17 protein-coding genes are annotated in these 14,656 nt (G+C 70.2%); 11 read left to right on the top strand and 6 right to left on the bottom strand.

Annotated features, from left to right (window positions below):
• Positions 1–309: 309 nt before the first annotated feature.
• From ACZ6JY_RS22540 to moaA, 3 genes are all read left to right on the top strand, one after another.
• Positions 310–708, top strand: a complete 399-nt coding sequence (locus ACZ6JY_RS22540; RefSeq protein WP_469198108.1) for a DUF485 domain-containing protein — start codon at positions 310–312, stop codon at positions 706–708.
• Positions 705–2,342, top strand: coding sequence for a solute symporter family protein (locus tag ACZ6JY_RS22535; protein ID WP_469198106.1), 1,638 nt, complete (start codon positions 705–707; stop codon positions 2,340–2,342). Before ACZ6JY_RS22540 ends, ACZ6JY_RS22535 begins: the two co-directional genes overlap by 4 nt.
• A 158-nt stretch (positions 2,343–2,500) precedes the next feature.
• Positions 2,501–3,508 carry a GTP 3',8-cyclase MoaA gene (gene moaA, locus ACZ6JY_RS22530; RefSeq protein WP_469198104.1) on the top strand — a complete coding sequence of 336 codons (1,008 nt, stop codon included), beginning with the start codon at positions 2,501–2,503 and terminating at the stop codon, positions 3,506–3,508.
• 4 nt (positions 3,509–3,512) lie between these two features.
• On the opposite strand, the gene ACZ6JY_RS22525 is transcribed toward moaA, so the two are convergent.
• Both ACZ6JY_RS22525 and ACZ6JY_RS22520 read right to left on the bottom strand, forming a co-directional pair.
• Positions 3,513–3,728 carry a hypothetical protein gene (locus tag ACZ6JY_RS22525; protein WP_469198102.1) on the bottom strand — a complete coding sequence of 72 codons (216 nt, stop codon included), beginning with the start codon at positions 3,726–3,728 and terminating at the stop codon, positions 3,513–3,515.
• A 186-nt stretch (positions 3,729–3,914) separates the two neighbouring features.
• Positions 3,915–4,301 carry a DUF3099 domain-containing protein gene (locus tag ACZ6JY_RS22520; protein WP_469198100.1) on the bottom strand — a complete coding sequence of 129 codons (387 nt, stop codon included), beginning with the start codon at positions 4,299–4,301 and terminating at the stop codon, positions 3,915–3,917.
• A 225-nt stretch (positions 4,302–4,526) separates the two neighbouring features.
• On the opposite strand from ACZ6JY_RS22520, the gene ACZ6JY_RS22515 reads away from it, so the two are divergent.
• Entirely contained in the window at positions 4,527–4,802 is a 276-nt protein-coding gene (locus ACZ6JY_RS22515; RefSeq protein ID WP_469198098.1) for a GlsB/YeaQ/YmgE family stress response membrane protein, read from the top strand.
• A gap of 99 nt (positions 4,803–4,901) precedes the next feature.
• On the opposite strand, the gene tyrS is transcribed toward ACZ6JY_RS22515, so the two are convergent.
• From tyrS to ACZ6JY_RS22500, 3 genes are all read right to left on the bottom strand, one after another.
• Positions 4,902–6,179: a tyrosine--tRNA ligase gene (gene tyrS / locus ACZ6JY_RS22510; protein WP_469198096.1), complete on the bottom strand. Its 1,278-nt coding sequence runs from the start codon at positions 6,177–6,179 to the stop codon at positions 4,902–4,904.
• Positions 6,180–6,248: 69 nt separating this feature from the next.
• Complete coding sequence (locus ACZ6JY_RS22505) at positions 6,249–7,643, bottom strand: metallopeptidase TldD-related protein (protein WP_469198095.1); 1,395 nt, start codon at positions 7,641–7,643, stop codon at positions 6,249–6,251.
• A complete protein-coding gene (locus ACZ6JY_RS22500) occupies positions 7,640–9,163 on the bottom strand; it encodes a TldD/PmbA family protein (protein ID WP_469198093.1) in 1,524 nt (507 codons plus the stop codon). The genes ACZ6JY_RS22505 and ACZ6JY_RS22500 overlap by 4 nt, the downstream gene beginning before the upstream one ends.
• 186 nt (positions 9,164–9,349) lie before the next feature.
• Between ACZ6JY_RS22500 and fabG the strand changes: the two genes are divergently transcribed.
• The 3 genes from fabG (at position 9,350) to ACZ6JY_RS22485 (ending at position 11,283) form a co-directional block, all read left to right on the top strand.
• Positions 9,350–10,069 carry a 3-oxoacyl-[acyl-carrier-protein] reductase gene (gene fabG / locus ACZ6JY_RS22495; RefSeq protein ID WP_469198091.1) on the top strand — a complete coding sequence of 240 codons (720 nt, stop codon included), beginning with the start codon at positions 9,350–9,352 and terminating at the stop codon, positions 10,067–10,069.
• Between the two features lie 4 nt (positions 10,070–10,073).
• A complete protein-coding gene (fabI, locus tag ACZ6JY_RS22490; RefSeq protein WP_469198089.1) occupies positions 10,074–10,835 on the top strand; it encodes an enoyl-ACP reductase FabI in 762 nt (253 codons plus the stop codon).
• 115 nt (positions 10,836–10,950) lie between these two features.
• Positions 10,951–11,283: a hypothetical protein gene (locus tag ACZ6JY_RS22485; RefSeq protein ID WP_469198087.1), complete on the top strand. Its 333-nt coding sequence runs from the start codon at positions 10,951–10,953 to the stop codon at positions 11,281–11,283.
• Between the two features lie 18 nt (positions 11,284–11,301).
• On the opposite strand, the gene ACZ6JY_RS22480 is transcribed toward ACZ6JY_RS22485, so the two are convergent.
• On the bottom strand, positions 11,302–11,997 hold the full coding sequence (locus ACZ6JY_RS22480; RefSeq protein WP_469198085.1) for a FadR/GntR family transcriptional regulator: 696 nt from the start codon (positions 11,995–11,997) through the stop codon (positions 11,302–11,304).
• A 97-nt stretch (positions 11,998–12,094) separates the two neighbouring features.
• On the opposite strand from ACZ6JY_RS22480, the gene ACZ6JY_RS22475 reads away from it, so the two are divergent.
• The 4 genes from ACZ6JY_RS22475 (at position 12,095) to ACZ6JY_RS22460 (ending at position 14,616) form a co-directional block, all read left to right on the top strand.
• Entirely contained in the window at positions 12,095–13,405 is a 1,311-nt protein-coding gene (locus tag ACZ6JY_RS22475) for a CynX/NimT family MFS transporter (RefSeq protein ID WP_469198083.1), read from the top strand.
• A gap of 93 nt (positions 13,406–13,498) precedes the next feature.
• Positions 13,499–13,615 (top strand): SGM_5486 family transporter-associated protein, encoded by a 117-nt coding sequence (locus tag ACZ6JY_RS22470; RefSeq protein WP_103557516.1) that lies wholly within the window; start codon positions 13,499–13,501, stop codon positions 13,613–13,615.
• 177 nt (positions 13,616–13,792) lie between these two features.
• Positions 13,793–14,008 (top strand): hypothetical protein, encoded by a 216-nt coding sequence (locus ACZ6JY_RS22465; protein ID WP_469198081.1) that lies wholly within the window; start codon positions 13,793–13,795, stop codon positions 14,006–14,008.
• 89 nt (positions 14,009–14,097) lie between these two features.
• Positions 14,098–14,616: a SixA phosphatase family protein gene (locus ACZ6JY_RS22460; RefSeq protein WP_469198079.1), complete on the top strand. Its 519-nt coding sequence runs from the start codon at positions 14,098–14,100 to the stop codon at positions 14,614–14,616.
• Positions 14,617–14,656 lie beyond the last annotated feature (40 nt).

Genomic DNA, 14,656 nt, shown 5'->3' with positions numbered 1-14,656 from the left:
ACGGAAACTGCCCGAACACAGACGGCGCTCGGGCAGGTACATGACGGGTCGTTCAGGGTGAAGCTAACCCGGAAACTTCCAGGCCAGCAATGACCTGTTGAAGAAACCGACGAGTTCGACCACGTCGTGCACGGTGTGAAGACGTTGAGCAGACAACAGAAGCAACATCAACCCCCTGTCGGATCACGTCCTATGGCCTTAGCATCGCCAACCGTGGCTCACGTGATCCGCGTCACGCCGGAATGTGAGACACCACGACTCATGGAAGAACTGACCGTCCCCACCGCACCCGCACCACGAGGAGACTCCGTGGCCACCGACGCACCGCCCCCTTCGAAGGGTGGCGCAGGAAACGATCCCGCTCCCCACGCGCCCTCCACGGAGGAGTTCGCCCAGGTGCAGGAGAGCGCGGAGTTCGGTGAACTGCGCCGCTCGCACCGCTCGTTCGCCTTCCCGCTCACCGTCGCCTTCATCGCCTGGTATCTCGTGTACGTCCTGCTCTCCAACTACGCGGGCGACTTCATGGGCACCAAGCTCTTCGGCAACATCAACGTCGCCCTGGTGCTCGGCCTCGGGCAGTTCCTGACCACCTTCCTCATCGCCTGGTTCTACTCCCGGCACGCCGCGGCGAAGCTCGACCCCAAGGCCGAGGCGATCAAGTCCCGCATGGAGACCCGCATGGACACCCGCACGGAGGGCGACGCATGAGCCCCGCGCACAACGCCGCCATCGAACTCGCGGCGGCTTCCGACGCCTCCGAGCACCGGACGCTGATCATCAGCCTCTTCTCGGTCTTCGTCGTCGCGACCCTGATCATCACCGTCTGGGCGGGCCGGCAGACCAAGAGCGCCGCCGACTTCTACGCCGGCGGCCGCCAGTTCACCGGCTTCCAGAACGGCCTGGCGATCTCCGGCGACTACATGTCCGCCGCGTCCTTCCTCGGCATCGCGGGCGCCATCGCCCTCTTCGGCTACGACGGCTTCCTGTACTCCATCGGCTTCCTGGTCGCCTGGCTGGTCGCGCTGCTCCTGGTCGCCGAGCCGCTGCGCAACTCGGGCCGCTACACGATGGGCGACGTCCTCGCGTACCGCATGCGCCAGCGCCCGGTCCGCACGGCCGCGGGCACCTCCACCATCGTCGTCTCGATCTTCTACCTGCTCGCGCAGATGGCGGGCGCCGGCGTCCTGGTCTCGCTGCTGCTCGGCATCACGTCCGACGCGGGCAAGATCCTCATCGTCGCCCTCGTCGGCGTCCTGATGATCGTCTACGTCACCATCGGCGGCATGAAGGGCACCACCTGGGTGCAGATGGTCAAGGCCGTCCTGCTCATCGCGGGCACGATCCTGATCACCTTCCTGATCCTCCTGAAGTTCAACTTCAACGTCTCCGACCTGCTCGGCACCGCCGCCTCCAACAGCGGCCAGGGCTCGGCGTTCCTGGAGCCCGGCCTCAAGTACGGCGTGAGCGCCACCTCCAAGCTCGACTTCATCTCGCTCGGCATCGCCCTGGTCCTCGGCACCGCGGGACTCCCGCACATCCTGATCCGCTTCTACACCGTGCCCACGGCCAAGGCCGCCCGTAAGTCCGTGAACTGGGCGATCGGCATCATCGGCGCCTTCTACCTGATGACCATCGTGCTCGGCTTCGGCGCCGCGGCCCTGCTCAAGCCCGGCGACATCATCGCCTCCAACAAGGCGGGCAACACGGCGGCGCCCCTGGCCGCCCTGGAGATCGGCGGCGGTGGCGACTCCACCGGCGGCGCGATCCTGCTCGCGGTGATCTCCGCGGTCGCCTTCGCCACGATCCTCGCGGTCGTCGCCGGCCTGACGCTGGCCTCCTCCTCGTCCTTCGCGCACGACATCTACGCGAACGTCATCCGCAGGGGCAAGGCCACCGAGAAGGAGGAGATGAAGGCCGCCCGCTGGGCGACCGTCTTCATCGGCATCGTCTCCATCGCCCTCGGCGCCCTGGCCCGCGACCTGAACGTGGCGGGCCTGGTCGCCCTCGCCTTCGCCGTCGCGGCCTCCGCCAACCTGCCGACGATCCTGTACAGCCTCTTCTGGAAGCGGTTCACCACCCAGGGGGCGCTCTGGTCCATCTACGGCGGTCTGGTCGTCGCCGTCGGCCTGGTGCTGTTCTCGCCGGTCGTCTCCGGCAAGCCGACGTCGATGTTCCCCGACGCAAACTTCGACTTCTTCCCGCTGGAGAACCCGGGCCTGATCTCCATCCCGCTCGGCTTCCTGCTCGGCTGGCTCGGCTCGGTCCTCTCCAAGGAGAAGCCGGACAAGGGCAAGTACGCCGAGCTGGAGGTCAAGTCCCTCACCGGCGTCGGAGCCCACTGAACGGACCGTGTTCACACGCGCGTAGCGGCCGCGTCGTAGAGTCCTACGACGCGGCCGTACCGTTCCTCGTGGCAAATGGCCCATGGCGTTGTCAGAGGTGTCGCGTAAGGTCGGAACCAGTGGACCAACAGCATCCAACCGTCGGGGAGGGGGCCGAAATGCTCATCGACACCTATGGCCGTGTAGCCACTGACCTGCGTGTATCGCTGACAGACCGCTGCAATCTGCGCTGCACGTACTGCATGCCGGAAGAGGGTCTGCAGTGGCTGGCCAAGCCCGACCTGCTCACGGACGACGAGATCGTCCGGCTCGTGCGCATCGCCGTCACCGAGCTCGGCGTCACCGAGGTCCGCTTCACCGGCGGTGAGCCGCTCCTGCGCCCCGGCCTCGTCGGCATCGTCGAGCGCTGCGCCCGCCTCGAGCCGCGCCCCCGGATGTCCCTGACGACGAACGGCATCGGCCTCAAGCGCACCGCCGAGGCCCTCAAGGCCGCGGGCCTCGACCGGGTCAACGTCTCGCTCGACACGCTGCGCCCCGACGTCTTCAAGACCCTCACCCGCCGTGACCGCCACAAGGACGTCCTCGAAGGACTCCAGGCGGCGCGCGACGCGGGCCTCACCCCGGTCAAGGTCAACACCGTCCTGATGCCGGGGCTGAACGACGACGAGGCCCCCGACCTCCTCGCCTGGGCCGTGGAGAACGACTACGAACTCCGCTTCATCGAGCAGATGCCCCTCGACGCCCAGCACGGCTGGAAGCGCGACGGCATGATCACCGCGGGCGACATCCTGACGTCCCTGCGCACCCGCTTCGAGCTCACGGAAGAGGGCTCGGGGGAGCGCGGCTCCGCGCCCGCCGAGCGCTGGATCGTGGACGGCGGCCCGCACCGCGTCGGCGTCATCGCCTCGGTGACCCGCCCCTTCTGCTCGGCCTGCGACCGCACCCGCCTCACGGCCGACGGACAGGTGCGCACCTGCCTCTTCGCCACCGAGGAGACCGACCTGCGCGGGGCGCTGCGCGCAGCGCCCGAGGACAGCGAGGACGGCTCGGACGAGGCGATCGCCCGCATCTGGAAGCTCGCGATGTGGGGCAAGAAGGCGGGCTCGGGCCTGGACGACCCCTCGTTCCTCCAGCCGGACCGCCCGATGTCGGCGATCGGCGGCTAGGACGTCAGGCCTGCCGGGCTTCCCACTCCGTCAGGAGTACGACGTCCTTGAGCATGCCGCGGACGCCGAGGAACTGGGAGAGGTGCTCGCGGTGTTCGTCGCAGGCGAGCCACGTCTTGCGCCGGTCCGGGGTGTGGATCTTGGGGTTGTTCCACGCGAGCACCCAGACCGCGTCGGAGCGGCAGCCCTTGGCGGAACAGATCGGCTTTTCGTCACTCACAGTCGCGTCCAAGCATCCAGAACAAGGCGACGCCGAGCAGCCACGGGGGGAGCTGCCCGGCGTCGGTCTGTCGCTCCGACGGGGGATGCGGAGCGCGTACGAAGTATGTCACGCGGGATCCCGTAGCTGGGACCGGAACTACATGATTGATCTGAGCTTTTCCTGAGCTTGGCGCATCGTCGACGGTCAGGCCTTTTCGTGCTCGGCGTCCCGCCGCTGGTCGTACGCGGGCCCCGAGGAATCTTCCGGGACGGATTCCGCGGCCCCGGCCGAATCGGGCGGAGCCAGCATTGGCCGAGAAGGGGTGGGTACGAACGTCGAGGGAAGCGAGGGATTGCCCTCACGCCCCGCGTTGGCGATGACCACGGAGACGTAGGGCAGCAGCACGCCGAGGACCAGCGCGACGATGGCCACATGGCGCTCGACGTTCCACAGCACGGCCGCGGCGATGACGGCCAGTGTCCGCACCGACATCGAGATCACATACCGGCGCTGCCGGCTCCGCACGTCCTCCGCGAGCCCCTGACGGGCTCCCGTGATCCGGAAGACCTGGCCGTCGCTCCGCTTCCGCATCACGTTCCACCACCCAGTCCGATGTGCCGGACTCTCCCCGGTCTCTGCCCCGGTCCGGCACGCTCCACGTTACGCCTGGGCTGCGCAACCCACGAGAGCGGGGGCGGCCTCTCCTCGGTGCGAACGCTGCGCCGTGCCACGTATGGAACCGCCCGACATGCGCCGTACGGGGTACGGGCCGACACTGGCCGTAATGCTCACGTAGAGCCGTACAAGGAGGCAGCTATGGGCTGGTTGTGGGCGATCATCGTGGGATTCGTGCTGGGGCTGATTGCCAAGGCGATCCTGCCCGGTAAGCAGCACAGTCCGATCTGGCTCACCACGGTGTTCGGCATCATCGGAGCCGTCCTGGGCAACTGGCTCGCGACCCAGTTCGGCATCAACGCGACCAAGGGCATCGACTGGGGCCGTCACGCGCTGCAACTGGTCGCGGCGCTCGTGGTCGTCGGCATCGGCGACGCGATCTACAAGGCGGTCCGGGGCAACAGACGTACGGCTTAGCCACGCGCCCCACGGTCCCAAGGCGAAGGCCACGGTCCCACGGCGAAGGCCCGGCCCCCGGAACTCATCCGTGGGGCCGGGCCTTCGCACGCGCACGGTTCAGCTCGCGGCGTTCCCCGTGACCTCGACCGCGGCCAGGTTCTTCTTGCCGCGGCGCAGCACGAGCCAGCGCCCGTGGAGCAGGTCATCGGCGGCCGGCACGGCGTCCTCGGCGGCGACCTTGACGTTGTTCACGTAGGCACCGCCCTCCTTGACCGTGCGCCGGGCGGCGGACTTGCTCGCCACCAGGCCGACCTCGGCGAGCAGGTCCACGACCGGGCCGAGCTCGGCGACCTCGGCGCGCGGCAGCTCGGAGAGGGCCGCGGCCAGCGTCGCCTCGTCGAGACCGGTGAGCTCGCCCTGGCCGAAGAGCGCCTTGGACGCGGCGATGACCGCGGCGCACTGGTCGGCGCCGTGCACCAGCGTCGTCAGCTCCTCGGCGAGCGCGCGCTGGGCGGCGCGCGCCTGCGGACGCTCCTCGGTCTGCTTCTCGATCTCCTCCAGCTCCTCGCGGCTCCTGAAGGAGAGAATCCGCATGTAGGTGGAGATGTCCCGGTCGTCCACGTTCAGCCAGAACTGGTAGAACGCGTACGGCGTCGTCATCGCCGGGTCGAGCCAGATCGCGCCGCTCTCGCTCTTGCCGAACTTGGTGCCGTCCGCCTTCACCATCAGCGGCGTGGCGATCGCGTGCACGGCGGCGTCCGGCTCCAGGCGGTGGATCAGGTCGATGCCCGCCGTGAGGTTGCCCCACTGGTCGCTGCCGCCCTGCTGGAGGGTGCAGCCGTAGCGCCGGTAGAGCTCCAGGAAGTCCATGCCCTGAAGGAGCTGGTAGCTGAACTCGGTGTACGAGATGCCCTCCTGCGACTCCAGGCGCCTGGCGACGGAGTCCTTGGTGAGCATCTTGTTCACGCGGAAGTGCTTGCCGATGTCCCGCAGGAACTCGATCGCGGACATGCCCGCGGTCCAGTCCAGGTTGTTGACCATGACCGCGGCGTTCTCGCCCTCGAAGGACAGGAACGGCTCGATCTGCGTACGCAGCCGGGCCACCCAGTTCGCCACCGTCTCCGGGTCGTTCAGGGTGCGCTCGGCGGTCGGCCGCGGGTCGCCGATCTGCCCCGTGGCACCGCCCACCAGGGCCAGCGGGCGGTGCCCCGCCTGCTGGAGCCTGCGGACGGTGAGGACCTGCACGAGGTGTCCGACGTGCAGGCTCGCCGCGGTCGGGTCGAAGCCGCAATAGAACGTGACGGGACCGTCCGCGAGCGCCTTGCGCAGTGCGTCTTCATCGGTGGACAGGGAGAAAAGCCCCCGCCACTTCAGCTCGTCGACGATGTCCGTCACGGGTCTCGCGTCTCCTTGGATGTACTGGTCCATGTACTGATGGGCTGCACGGACGTGCAGGGTCCGAGGTTATACGCCCTGGCTGACCGAACTCATGTTGAAATCGGGGACGCGGAGCGCGGGCATCGCGGCCCGCGTGAAGTAGTCGCCCCACTCGCGCGGCAGCGTCCTCTCCGTACGGCCCGCCTCCGAGGCGCGGCCGAGGAGGTCGACCGGCGACTCGTTGAAGCGGAAGTTGTTCACCTCGCCCACGACCTCGCCGTTCTCGACGAGGTAGACGCCGTCCCGGGTCAGCCCCGTCAGGAGCAGCGTCGCGGGGTCGACCTCGCGGATGTACCAGAGGCAGGTGAGCAGGAGTCCGCGCCCCGTGGCCGCGACCATCTCGTCCAGGGAGCGCTCGCCGCCGCCGTCCAGGATGAGGTTGTCGACCGCGGGCGTCACCGGCAGGCCGGTCAGGCCCGCGCTGTGCCTGCTGGTGACCAGGTGAGCGAGGTCACCGCCGCGGACCCACTCGGTGGGGGCCAGCGGCAGCCCGTTGTCGAACACGGAGGAGTCGCCGCCCGAGGAGTGCGCGAGCACGAACGGCGCCGACTCCAGGCCCGGCTCGTGCGGGTCGCTGCGCAGCGTCAGCGGCAGCTCGGCGACGCGCTCGCCCAGGCGCGTGGCGCCCCCGGGCTTGGAGAAGACCGTGCGGCCCTCCGCGGCGTCCCGCGCCGACGACGACCAGAACTGGTAGATCAGCAGGTCGGCCACCGCGGTCGGCGGCAGCAGCGTCTCGTACCGCCCCGCGGGCAGCTCGACGCGCCGCCGGGCCCACGCCAGGCGTTGCGCCAGCTCCGCGTCGAGCGCCGCCGGATCGACGTCCGTGAAGTCACGGGTGGACCGTCCCGCCCACGCCGACTTCGTGCGGTCCGGCGACTTGGCGTTGACTTCGAGGGTGCCGTTGGGCTGGTCGTGCCGCAGGCGCAGCCCCGTCGATGTGCCGAGGTAGCTCGACACGTACTCGTGGTTCGCGAAGCCGTACAGCTCGCGGCCGCCCGCGCGCGCCCTCGCGAAGGCCTCGCCGAGCGCGGGGGCGAAGTCGGCGAAGACCGCGGAGGAGGTCTCGGCGGGGGCGTCCGTGAAGCCGGCGGAGGGCGCGGTGCCGCTCACCAGCGGCTGCGCGTCCTCGGCGGGAGCGGCCCCGCGGGCGGCCGCCTCGGCGGCGCGTACCAGCGGCTCCAGGTCGTGGGCGGTGACCGCCGAGCGCGACACGACCCCGGAGGCGGTGCCCTCCTTGCCGTCGACCGTGGCGATGACGGTCAGGGTGCGGCCGCGGGTGACGCCGTTGGTGGTGAGGGCGTTGCCCGCCCAGCGCAGGTTCGCCGTCGACTCCTCGTCGGCGATCACGACGCAGCCGTCGGCGTCGGACAGCTCCAGGGCGCGCTCGACGATCTCGTGCGGCTTGGTGGCGCTGCGGCTCATCGACCGGCCTCCTGCGTGGTGTTGAGGATGTTGACGCCCCGGAACAGGGCGGACGGGCAGCCGTGCGAGACCGCGGCGACCTGCCCCGGCTGGGCCTTCCCGCAGTTGAAGGCGCCACCCAGGACGTACGTCCGCGGGCCGCCGACCGCGGCCATGGAGCCCCAGAAGTCGGTGGTCGTCGCCTGGTAGGCGACGTCACGGAGCTGCCCGGCGAGCCGCCCGTTCTCGATCCTGTAGAAGCGCTGCCCGGTGAACTGGAAGTTGTACCTCTGCATGTCGATGGACCACGAGCGGTCTCCGACCACGTAGATGCCCCGGTCGACGCCCGCGATCAGATCCTCGGTGGAGAGCCCGCCGGGGTCCGGCTGGAGCGACACGTTCGCCATCCGCTGCACCGGTACGTGGCCGGGGGAGTCGGCGTACGCGCAGCCGTTGGACCGCTCGAACCCGGTGAGCCGCGCGATGCGCCGGTCGAGCTGGTAGCCGACCAGGGTGCCGTCCTTGACCAGGTCCCAGGACTGTCCGGCCACGCCCTCGTCGTCGTACCCGATGGTCGCGAGCCCGTGCTCGGCGGTCCGGTCGCCGGTCACGTTCATCAGCGACGAGCCGTAGGCGAGCTTGCCGAGCTGGTCGAAGGTGGCGAACGAGGTGCCCGCGTACGCCGCCTCGTAGCCGAGCGCGCGGTCGAGCTCGGTGGCGTGGCCGATGGACTCGTGGATCGTCAGCCAGAGGTTCGACGGGTCGACGACCAGGTCGTACGTGCCCGCCCTGACGCTGGGCGCGCGCATCTTTTCCGCCAATTGCTCGGGGATGCGCTCCAGCTCGCCCTGCCAGTCCCAGCCGGTCCCGGTGAGGTACTCCCAGCCGCGCCCGGCCGGCGGCGCCAGTGTGCGCATGGAGTCGAACTCACCGCTCGTCCCGTCGACGGCGACCGCGGTGAGCTGCGGGTGCAGCCTGACCCGCTGCTGCGTGGTCACCGTGCCCGCCGTGTCCGCGTAGAACTTGTTCTCGTGCACGGTGTGCAGCGAGGCGTCGACGTGCGAGACCCCGTCGGCGGCGAGCAGCCGCGCGCTCCAGTCGGCGAGCAGCGCCGCCTTCTCCTCGTCCGGCACGGAGAAGGGGTCGATCTCGTACGAGGACACCCACGTCCTGTCGGCGTGCACGGGCTCGTCGGCGAGCTCCACCCTCTCGTCCGAACCGGCGGCCGCGATCACCTGGGCGCTGAGCTTGGCCATGGCCACGGCCTGCGAGGCGACTCTGGCCGCCGCGTCCATCGTCAGGTCGACGCCGGAGGCGAACCCCCAGGTCCCGCCGTGCACCACCCGTACCGCGTACCCGAGGTCGGTGGTGTCCGAGGTACCGGACGGCTTGGCGTCGCGCAGCCGCCACGAGGCGTCGCGGACCCGTTCGAGGCGGAAGTCCGCGTGGTCCGCGCCGAGCGCACGCGCGCGGGCGAGCGCGGCGTCGGCGAGAGCCCGCAGCGGCAGCGCCGTGAAGGCTTCATCGATGGAATGAGGCACGGAGGTCTCCCTGCTGTCGGCTCCGGTCGGATCTGATGATGACGTGCGGGACGGCCTCACGGCCAGGCCTTTCTGTAGGGACCCGACAGGGAGTCCTCTGAGCCACTGTCGGTCGCCGATTCTCCGTATCGCGGAAGGTACCGATAGGTTTTCGAGGTACCAGACCGCTATCGAAAGGGTGATCCGTTGAGCCGCTCGGTTCTCGTCACCGGAGGAAACCGGGGCATCGGCCTCGCCATCGCCCGCGCTTTCGCCGACGCCGGCGACAAGGTCGCGATCACCTTCCGCTCGGGTGAGCCGCCGGAGGCCCTCACCGACGCCGGCGTCCTCGCCGTCAGGTGTGACATCACCGACGCCGAACAGGTGGAGCAGGCTTACAAGGAGATCGAGGACAAGCACGGGAACGTCGAGGTCCTGGTCGCCAACGCGGGCATCACCAAGGACCAGCTCCTGATGCGCATGTCCGAGGAGGACTTCACGTCCGTCCTCGACACCAACCTCACCGGCACCTTCCGCGTGGTCAAGCGCGCCAACCGCGGCATGCTGCGGGCCAGGAAGGGCCGTGTCGTCCTGATCTCCTCCGTGGTGGGCCTCATGGGCGGCCCCGGGCAGGCCAACTACGCCGCCTCCAAGGCCGGTCTGGTCGGTTTCGCGCGTTCGCTCGCCCGGGAGCTCGGCTCGCGCAACCTCACCTTCAACGTCGTCGCGCCCGGTTTTGTCGACACCGACATGACCAAGGTGCTCACGGAGGAGCAGCGCAAGGGCATCGTCGCCCAGGTGCCGCTCGGCCGTTACGCGCAGCCCGAGGAGATCGCCGCCGCGGTGAAGTTCCTCGCGTCCGACGACGCCTCGTACATCACTGGAGCCGTCATCCCCGTTGACGGCGGATTGGGCATGGGTCACTGATCACATGAGCGGAATTCTCGACGGCAAGCGCATCCTTGTCACCGGCGTGCTGACAGAGGCGTCCATCGCCTTCCACACGGCCAAGGTCGCCCAGGAGCAGGGTGCCGAGGTCATCCTGACCGCCTTCCCGCGGCCCACGCTCACCGAGCGCATCGCCAAGAAGCTCCCCAAGCCCGCCAAGGTCATCGAGCTCGACGTGACCGACCAGGAGCACCTGGACCGCCTCGCGGGCGTCGTGAAGGACGAGCTGGGCGGCCTCGACGGCATCGTGCACTCCATCGGCTTCGCGCCGCAGGGCGCCTTCAACTTCCTCGAGGCCACCTTCGAGGACGTCGCGACGGCCATGCACGTCTCCGCGTTCTCCCTGAAGTCGCTCACCATGGCGTGCCGCCCGCTCTTCGAGGACGGCGCCTCGGTCGTCGGCCTCACCTTCGACGCGCAGTACGCCTGGCCCAAGTACGACTGGATGGGCCCGGCCAAGGCCGCCCTGGAGGCCACCAGCCGCTACCTCGCCCGTGACCTGGGCAAGGAGAACGTCCGCTGCAACCTGATCTCCGCGGGGCCGCTCGGCTCCATGGCGGCCAAGTCCATCCCGGGCTTCGGCGAGCTCGCGGACGTCTGGAACAGCCGCTCCCCGCTGAGCTGGGACATGGCCGACCCGGAGCCCGCGGGCCGCGGCGTCGTCGCCCTGCTCTCGGACTTCTTCCCGAAGACCACCGGCGAGATCATCCACGTCGACGGCGGCGTCCACATGATGGGTGCCTGACCAGGCTCTTCGTACGTGGCTGAGGCCCCGTCCCCCGCAGTGCGCGGGGGGCGGGGCCTCACCCGTTCGGCTCACCGGCCGGGCGGCGGCGGGCGAGTGCCGCGCATGGTGGAGTGTGCGTCTCCCCGGTGCGGTGCTCGCCGCTCTCGCCCTCCTGGTCGCTGTGCCCGGCGCAGCGTCCCTGGCCGCGGACGGCCGTGGGGAGAAGGAGAGGCCACGCCCCTTCGGCTCGGAGTGCCGCACCGGGATCAGTGGCTCCAACGTCGTCGCGTACTGCCACAACCCGTACCCAGAGACCGACCACGTCCGCCTCCACGTCGAGTGCGACCGGTGGTGGGACATCGACGTCGACAGCGCCCCGACCGCAGCGGGACCCGCCGAGACCGTGCGGCTGACCGGGCGGTGCTGGAAAGAGGTCCGCTCGGCCTGGGTCAGCCACGAGAGGTGAGGGTGCCGCCGGCGGCGGTCAGCGCGGCTCGCGCGCCTCGGTGAACCGCTCGGGGCGGCACATGAACGGATAGCTCCCCGCCTCGCTCCCCGCGGCCTGCGTGTCCTGCTCCCGGATCGCGTCGACCAGACGGGCGTGGTCCATGTGCGACTCGGGGGTGAGGTCCTTGCCGATGTCGTCGCGCAGCCAGTCCCGCAGAACCTCGCCCAGGTCCGCGTACAGGGCCGTCATGACGTCGTTGTGCGAGGCGGCCACCACGGCCATGTGGAACGTTGCGTCGGCCGTCACGAACTCCTCCGCGTTCCCCGAGGCCCAGGCCTCCTCGCGCCGTACGAGGAGGGCGTCCAGCTGCTTCAGGTCGCGCTCGGTGCGACGCCGGGCGGCGAGCTCGGCGGCGCTCGACTCCAGCGTGCTCCGCAGCTCCGCGATGTGCCGCGGGTCCGCGTCGGCGAACCTGCGGTGCATCACGCCCGCCAGCTCGCTGGTCGCCACGACGAAGGTGCCGGAGCCCTGGCGGATGTCGAGCAGGCCGTTGTGCGCGAGGGCGCGCACCGCCTCCCTGACCGTGTTGCGCGCCACGCCGAGCTGCTCGACCAGCTCGGGCTCGGTGGGGATGCGGGAGCCGACCGGCCACTCGCCCGAGGTGATCTGGTTGCGCAGCTCGGAGATGACCTGTTCGGAGAGCGCCGAGCGGCGAGGGGTGGTCAGCGGCATGACGGTCCTTCGTACGGGGCGGGGTGCCGGGGCCGGGATCGAAGTGTGACGCGTTCGGATTGGACAGCCAATCATCCCATGATTCTATGATGGCCCCATGGCTAGTGAGGACACCGGGACGATGACACCCGCAGCGGCAGTGGAGCGCACCGAAACGGCGGACGTGGAGCAGGCGAAAGGGACCCCCACGCGCGCGTGGGCGACGCGACTGATCACCGTCGGCATTGTTCTCGCCGCCCTCAACCTCCGCCCGGCCATCACCAGCCTCGGCGCACTCCTCGAAGAGGTGCGCGACGGCCTCGGCATGAGCGGCAGCCTCGCCGGACTGCTCACCTCCGTGCCGCCGCTCTGCTTCGCGGTCTTCGGCGTCATGGCGCCCCGGCTCGCCCGGCGCTTCGGGGCCGCCGCGGTCGTCTGCGTGGGCATGGTCGCCATCGCCGCCGGCCTGGTCATACGCCCCTTCATCGGCGGTACGGCCGGCTTCCTGGCCGCCACCGCGCTCGCCCTCATGGGCATCGCGGTCAGCAACGTCCTGATGCCGGTGATCGTCAAGCGCTGGTTCCCCGACCGGGTCGGCTCGATGACCGGCCTGTACTCGATGGCGCTGGCGCTCGGGACCTCCCTCGCCGCGGCCCTCACCGTCCCCATGACCGACGCCCTCGGCGGGCGCTGGCAGACCGGGCTCGCCGTCTGGGCGGGGCTCGCCGTCGTCGCCGTCGTGCCGTGGATACCGCTCGTCCGCGACCGGGGCACGGCCTCCGCCGCCCCCGAGCACATCAGCGCCGGCGTCCGCCAGGAGGACGCCGGGCTGCGCATCACCCACAGCCGCACCGCCTGGGCGCTCGCCGTCTTCTTCGGCCTCCAGGCCACGGCCGCGTACATCACGATGGGCTGGATGCCGCAGATCTTCCGTGACGCGGGCGTCCCCGCGGGCGAGGCGGGCGTCCTGCTCGCCGTCACGATGGCCATGGGCGTGCCGCTGGCGTTCGTCATCCCGCGCGTGGCCACCCGGCTGACCAACCAGGGCCCCGTGGTGATCTTCCTCGGCGCCTGCGGCCTCTCGGGCTACGCGGGCCTGTACCTCGCCCCCGCGGGCGGCGCGTGGGCCTGGGCGATACTGCTCGGCATCTCCAACTGCGCCTTCCCGCTCGCCCTCACCATGGTCGGCATGCGGGCCAAGAGCAGCGTCGGCGTGGGCAAGCTGTCGGCCTTCGCGCAGAGCACCGGCTATCTGATCTCGATCCCGGGCCCGCTCCTGGTCGGCGTCCTCTACCAGCACAGCGGCGGCTGGGGCCTGCCCATCGGGCTCATGGCGGGCCTGATGGTGCCGCAGATCATCATCGGTACGCTCGCGGGCCGCGACCGCACGGTCGAGGACGAGGTGGCCGCCAGGGCGGCGAAGGCCTGACTCCGGCGGCGGTCTGACCTCAGCGGCGGCTTGGCCCCGGCCAAGGCCTGACCCCGGCGGCGGCGCCGGGGCAAAGGGTGCGAGACTGGCCGTATGCCCGTCCTTGACCCGAACCCCCAGAACGGCCAGAAGAAGCTGCTCGTCGTGCTCGGCGCGATGCTGGCCATCACCGTGATCATCGGCATCGTCGCCTCGATAGCCTCACCGTGAACCGGGCGTGATGCCCGGTTTGGGGTGAGGTCTGGTGGGGCTGGCACCCCCATCCCCTAGGGGGCCAGTGTCAGGGTCAAGTGGGTGGGTCACCTGATGGGTTGACGGCCGCCGATCGCCTAGTTTCGAGTTGTGCCCGCGACGACGCGGCACGGACACTCGAACCACGGAGGCGGCATGTCGGCCCGTTCGCACACCCGGCGCGACCCCGCGGGGTCGTCCGGCGTCGAGATCCAGCTCCCCTGGTGGGCGATCGCCCTGCCCGCCGTGGCCTTCGCGGCCCTGCTCCTGTTGATATTGAACCCCGTGGACGCGCACGCCGCGGGCAGCGAGCCCGTCGTCGCCAACCTCCTGGAGCGCGTCCAGGCGATGGTGCAGCGCATGGCCCCGTGACCCCTGCCCGGCAGGCCCCGTTCCACCACCTCGGGACACCGCGCCAACTACCCGCGCCCCATGGCTCGTTTCATGCGAAGCTGGGATGCATGAGCGTCGCAGAACCCCGCAGGATTGTCCTCTTCCGGCATGCGAAGGCCGACTGGCCCGAGGTGGCCGACCACGAGCGGCCGCTCGCTGATCGAGGCCGCAGGGACGCCCCCGTCGCCGGACGCAAGCTGGCCGACAGCGGCATCGCCTTCGATCTGGCCCTCTGTTCGACCGCGCTCCGGACCCGCGAGACCTGGAAGCTCGCCGTCCACGAGCTGCCGCAGCGCCCCAAGACCGTCTACGAGGAGCGGCTGTACGAAGCCTCTCCCGGCGAGCTGATCGCCGTGCTCAACGAAACCCCGGACGACGTGCAGAACGTCCTCCTGATCGGGCACAACCCCGGAGTACAGGGGCTGGCCGACGTCCTCGCCGGAGACGCCGAGGGCGACGCGCGGCAGCGGCTCGACCGCCGGGGCTTCCCGACCGCGACCTTCGCCGTCCTGACGTACTCCGGTTCCTGGAAGGCACTGGAGCCGGGCGTGGCCACCCTGGTCGACTACTGGGCGCCGTCCGAGTAACTCGTCCGAGTAACTCGCCCGGGTAATTCGCCCGGGTCGC

This window comes from Streptomyces sp. NPDC046335, from assembly GCF_055587985.1.
Note: the sequence above shows the minus strand (reverse complement) of the source record. Positions and strands in the feature narration are given on the sequence as shown.